The organism is Pontibacterium sp., from assembly GCF_041587635.1.
Lineage (GTDB): Bacteria > Pseudomonadota > Gammaproteobacteria > Pseudomonadales > Balneatricaceae > Pontibacterium.
In genome coordinates this window covers 1-5,260 of the sequence record NZ_JBFGYC010000276.1, presented here as the reverse complement: position 1 = coordinate 5,260, position 5,260 = coordinate 1, and the positions used below count along the sequence as shown (strand labels likewise).

Annotated in this window: 6 protein-coding genes and 2 tRNA genes; 4 read left to right on the top strand and 4 right to left on the bottom strand. The window is 50.2% G+C overall.

All coding sequences use genetic code 11. From position 1 onward, the window contains the following. Positions 1-13: 13 nt before the first annotated feature. Entirely contained in the window at positions 14-160 is a 147-nt protein-coding gene (locus tag ABYW01_RS13330) for a class I SAM-dependent methyltransferase (protein WP_372833468.1), read from the top strand. Positions 161-192: 32 nt separating this feature from the next. Here the strand turns inward: ABYW01_RS13330 and plsB are convergent, their stop codons facing one another. After that, on the bottom strand, positions 193-2,469 hold the full coding sequence (plsB, locus tag ABYW01_RS13325) for a glycerol-3-phosphate 1-O-acyltransferase PlsB (protein WP_372833466.1): 2,277 nt from the start codon (positions 2,467-2,469) through the stop codon (positions 193-195). Between the two features lie 25 nt (positions 2,470-2,494). After that, complete coding sequence (locus ABYW01_RS13320; protein WP_193954925.1) at positions 2,495-2,704, bottom strand: SlyX family protein; 210 nt, start codon at positions 2,702-2,704, stop codon at positions 2,495-2,497. A gap of 190 nt (positions 2,705-2,894) precedes the next feature. Between ABYW01_RS13320 and ABYW01_RS13315 the strand changes: the two genes are divergently transcribed. Further along, a complete protein-coding gene (locus tag ABYW01_RS13315) occupies positions 2,895-3,350 on the top strand; it encodes a cold-shock protein (RefSeq protein WP_193954926.1) in 456 nt (151 codons plus the stop codon). A 23-nt stretch (positions 3,351-3,373) separates the two neighbouring features. On the opposite strand, the gene ABYW01_RS13310 is transcribed toward ABYW01_RS13315, so the two are convergent. Further along, positions 3,374-3,991: a DsbA family protein gene (locus tag ABYW01_RS13310; RefSeq protein ID WP_372833461.1), complete on the bottom strand. Its 618-nt coding sequence runs from the start codon at positions 3,989-3,991 to the stop codon at positions 3,374-3,376. Beyond that, entirely contained in the window at positions 3,991-4,788 is a 798-nt protein-coding gene (locus ABYW01_RS13305; protein WP_372833459.1) for a DUF72 domain-containing protein, read from the bottom strand. Before ABYW01_RS13305 ends, ABYW01_RS13310 begins: the two co-directional genes overlap by 1 nt. Before the next feature lie 265 nt (positions 4,789-5,053). On the opposite strand from ABYW01_RS13305, the gene ABYW01_RS13300 reads away from it, so the two are divergent. Continuing rightward, positions 5,054-5,130, top strand: a tRNA-Met gene (locus ABYW01_RS13300). A 55-nt stretch (positions 5,131-5,185) separates the two neighbouring features. Continuing rightward, positions 5,186-5,259: transfer RNA gene (locus ABYW01_RS13295), tRNA-Met, on the top strand. Position 5,260: the final 1 nt, after the last annotated feature.

The window sequence follows — 5,260 nt, the reverse complement described above, 5'->3', positions numbered from 1 at the left end:
TGCGGAGCAGATATTGGAGGCTGCGATTGCCATCGCAGAAAACCGTGTTGTTGTGAAGCGACCGCGCAAAGCGCCTACCATTGGCGATCGCGCACCTAGCTTTCAGCTAGAAGGAAAATCCAGTCGCTACGATATTTACACGCTGAAGAAGTTGGTCTGATCTGCCGCCGCTTCCATGTTTCACCTGTCTTGCTAGCCCGCGCTTCCCAATTTCTGATCAATACTGACGATCAGGTGTGGGCGTAATACCTTACGCGCCAGTTTAAATAATGGCCTGGGATCCTGGTTCAGGCGAATACGACCGTCTGTAATACCCAGCAATTCATGAGCCCGGGCTTGTTCAATAAAGCTCTTCAGTACCCGTTTATCCGCATACTCCCTCGATTGAAATCCGTAAGTTCGGTGAATCATTGTCGCCAGTCGGGCGCTCTGACTGATGAGGTCGTCCTGGCTGACCTGTTGGTAACGATCAACAATTCTCAGAACGAGGTAGTAACGCAGAAGAATGGGTTCTGCCGTCATTTGTAGCATTTGGCTGGTGGAGGATTCAGGTGCATGCCAGTGTTGCTGGTGATTTATAAGCAGTGCGTTGTCGTGCAGCACGTCCCTAACACTGCGTAGTGTCTTCGTGAGATTGTCCTTGTGCCAGGGCAGTGTCAGTTCAGCATCCAAAACCGGATAGAGCTGGCTGAGTAGCCGGCTGATGAGCTGGGAACGACAGCCCTCAAGACGCCTCACCATCAGCAGGTATAAGCCGGGTAGGGCGAGCAGGTGAAGTAGGGTGTTGCGATAGAAAGTCAGCGTTTGGGCCTGTTCTTCACTAATAGAGACTCGATCATCAATAATACTGATTTGCTGATAGCGCCGTGCCTGTTCTAACCACTGTTCCGGCGTTTTATCGGGAAGGCGTAGTGCCAGCCCAGGCAGCTGACTGAGCAGTTGTATCAGTGCCTGGCACTGCTCGGTCAGTTGCTTTTTGGTGATTTGGCGAGACGGTGTTGCCAATAGGCAGGTAGCGAGTAGGCTGATTGGTAATAGCGATGCTGAGCGGTTTATCTGACGTAGGGTCATCTGCCCCAGCTTAGCGGCCTGATCTGCAGCCGGTTGATCGATTTCCACATGATCGGCCAGCAATATCGGTTCGCCAATGTTCAGGTGGGCGCCGCCGTAGCGTTTACCCAGCAGGGACAGTGCTGACAGGCTGCTACCGAGGTTTTCTGTTTGTTTGGGGCTGCCGGCTAATTCCGCCTGATATCCCTGGCCCTCCATCAAGCGGTCATACCCGATCCACACCGGGATGATCGCTAAAGGAATATTCGGCGTTGCCTGGTATGACTCAATGGTCATGCGCAGTAGTCCTGTGCGGGCATGTAAAAGCCGTCCGGTGCGACTGCGCCCGCCTTCAATAAAGTACTCCAGCGCGTGGCCGTGATGGCTCATCGTTTCAAGGTAGGTTTTATACAAGGTGTAGTACAGCTGGTCCCCTTTGAAGGAGCGACGCATAAAGATCGCACCGCCACGGCGTAAAATAGGGCCAATGACCGGGAAGTTCAGGTTATCACCCGCGGCGACATGAGGCAGCATCAGGCCTTTCTGATGCAGCGCCCAAGAGAGGGTGACATAGTCCATATGACTGCGGTGGCAGGGGAGGTAAATCAGCTGGTGGGTCTGGGATAAGCGGCGCACTTGTTCGGTGTTGTGCAGCTGGATTCCATCCGGGTAAAGCCGTTTAGCGATGGTGCTGACAACCGCGTTGAGCATGCGGGCAACGTTGGGGCTGAAATCTGCGGCGATGCTATCCAGAATCCGCTGACTTTCCTGTTCCGCGCTGAAACGATTTATCCCTTTCTGTTCACAGTGCTGATCTAAAGTGGATTGAACGTTTTTATGCTGCATGATCTGCTTGAGCAGCGTCCGGCGATGCGACAGATCAGGCCCAAGTACGGCGCGTCGGGTAATTTGAAAATGAGTACGTAATACACGGGTTAGTTTACGGCTGGCTTCCTCAATCGGAAGCTCATGCAGGGTGTCGAGTAATACCGGTTTCTCGGCTGACACGAGTGTCTTGCGGCCATTCAGGATGATGCGCAGCGTACGGGTGATGGGGTTTCCGTGCGTCCAGCTTTCTCCAAATAGTGCGCGTACCAGGCTTCTTTCGCGTTTTGGCAGGTGGCCGTAAAAAACGGATACCGGGATCAACCGTATCTCTATCTCAGGATTGCTGCGCTGTGCTTTGATCAGCGCATACAGATCTTCTGCGAGGGGCTGCTCACCACCGGAATCGGCAAACAGTAATTTGCTTTCATCGAGTGCAGGCAGCAGGTTGCGCAGCACCAGCGGAAGGCTGCTGCGCTTATGTTCCAGAACGAAATAGGTATGGGGACCGGTCGCGAGTATCGGTTCACCAATAATTGAGGGTTTAACGAACAGTTTCAGCAGCCACTGCTGTAGGGGTGCGCTCCAGTGCATGATGCCCGTCTCCCGTTTCAGGAAATCAATAATGTGGTGGCGGTGGTTCGTCTTCTGCTGAGCTTAAAGGATCACCGCGCATAGATTCAAGGTTGCTGCTGATGATCTTGACCATTCGGGTGAGCATCTCAATTTGCTTTTCCTGATGGGCCATCTCGGTGCTCATCTTATCGATGGTGTCTTCCTGGAAAGCGACACGGCTTTCCAGTTCAGTTAAACGTTCATCCTGTGACATGGATTACCTCAAATACCTCGAAAAAAGGGTATACAGTCATAGTTTATATCCCCTTAGTTTAAATTAAATTGGGTATTTATGACTTAAGCTGTTGAATAAAAGAATCAAATTGATTATATGTGTGGGGTTAATGCTGTTTGTTAGCATTGTTTCATTAAAAACAAATAAAGACGAGTTAAGAGATAGCTAAATGAGTGGTAATAAGCTTATCCGATGTGTTGTGATCAGTGCTTTAGCTGCCGTACTGTTGCCCGTTTTACTGGGTGCTGTCGGTGGTATTGAAGTACCAATGAGTGTCCCTGTTCTGTTGGTTGTGTTTGTTGTAGCGTTGGCGAGTACTTTGTTTGCGTCCATGGGAGTCGCAACTGCACCGGCATCTGGGCATGTCCATGCGCAGTCTGGTGCGGAAGAGACCGACCTGTCTGATGAAGACGATGGTCGCGAAATGGGTACTGTTAAATGGTTTAACGTCTCCAAAGGGTTTGGTTTTATTACCCGTGATAATGGCGACGATGTATTTGTTCACTTCCGCAATATTCGTGGTCGTGGTCATCGCTCTCTGGCCGAAGGTCAGAAAGTACTGTTTAGCGTGCGCGAAAGCGACAAAGGTTTACAGGCTGAAGACGTTTCTGTCGTTCGTGCCTGATAACTGCCCGCGGGGATGGACCCTCATCCCCGCATTATTTCCTGTTTTAACTTCCTTTCGACCGTTTTCCAATCTGAATAACCGAGACTGATCGGTACCAATGTGTTGTTGTCCGTAGCCAGATATAAACTTGGAAACCCATTTGCGCCTATCTGTCGGCTCAGTTTTAAGTGCTGTTGCAGAAGGGTTTCAATGGACTCTGATTCAATAAGCTGAATAAACGTATCTTCATCCAGGCCTAGATTTACCGCAATGTCGGACAGTGTTGAACTATCTGAAGGATTTTTAGCGTCCAGATAATATGCCTGTTGAATTGCGTTGATCATATCGCTGGTGCTGCCTTCTCTGAGCTGTTCGGCGGCTAATACCGCGCGGCAGGCAGGATAAGTACTGCGTCGTGGTTGGCAGGTCGTCCAGAAATCATGATTGAAGGATGTGCCGGTATGTTGGTTGATATGCCGCCAGGTTGATTGAATGGTCTGTTGCAGTGGCTGAGGCATCGGTGCATCTGAATCTGGTGCAAGTCCACCCATCAAATACTCTACCGGGATATCCGGATACTGTTGTTGGAGGTGCTTCATTGTTGGTGCAAAAGCCCAGCACCAACTGCACATTGGATCCAATACATATAAAAAATTCATCAGAATAAGGCACTCTGTTGCTGTTGGGAGTCGGGCCAGTCGGTAAAGCACACCTGACCGGGGCGTTCTGCTTCTAGCTTTGCTGCAAATAGACGGGCAACATCCGGGGCTGAACGGTTATCGGGCGTGTGCAGGAAGATGTAAGGGCTACGTCCCTCATCCAGCCACTGTACAACCTTGTTAATCCAGGGATTCAGGTAGTTCGTACTGTTTTCCCAATCCATCGCTGTAATAAAACGAACCATCGGTTGCATGCCTGTCGCCAGCACATGCACTGGCATATTGGGTTTGGCACCTAATGCTTCTTGTGTTGCATGGTCTGTTGCCGGGTGGTTAAACAGTGGACGGGTATCGAAGGTGGTGCGATTGATTCCTGAATCCAATAGTAAGCGGTTGAAGTCGCGTTCCCGATCGTCTTTTTTGAAGAACCCGATGTTGCGCACCTCGATACTGTAGTTGAATCCCGTGGGTAATATGCTGAAAAACTCCTGCAGTTGAGGCAGATGTTGTGGGCTAAATGTTTCAGGCAATTGCAGGCATAACAGGCCGAGGCGGTCTTCCAGTTTCTGCATGCAGTTGAACAGTTCAGTCAGCTCTTTGTCGCAATGACGAAGTTGGCTGAGATGGCTGATTGTTTGTGGAAACTTGAAACAGAAGCGAAACGGCTCGGTCGTTTCTGACAGCCAGCGCTGGATGGCATCCGGACTGGGTAAACCATAAAACGTAGTATTACCTTCTACAGAAGAGAAGTAGCGGGCGTATAAGCCCAAGGGATGAGACTGGCTGTTGCCAGCCAAGGGACCATCTCCCCAGTCAGGGTGATTCCATTGAGGGAGGCCAATATAGCAGCGGGGGGCGTTATCTGACACGTGTTATCAATTCTGTTGGGTTTAATGTTACTTCTAACGCAAGGTATCAAAATGGTGGATAAATTCCAGCATTCCCCTGGCAAATGAATCGACGGAAATAGAGTGTTTTTTGCACTGCAGCACTTAATTTAACTTTTTTAAAACAAAAGGTTGTTATTGATGTAACAGCTCTATAATATACGCCCCACGTTGATGCGGGGTGGAGCAGCCTGGTAGCTCGTCGGGCTCATAACCCGAAGGTCGTCAGTTCAAATCTGGCCCCCGCTACCAATCCTTAAGACAGCTAAAACTGTCTTATCGTAAGTTTATATCAACGCTTTTTTGATGCGGGGTGGAGCAGCCTGGTAGCTCGTCGGGCTCATAACCCGAAGGTCGTCAGTTCAAATCTGGCCCCCGCTAC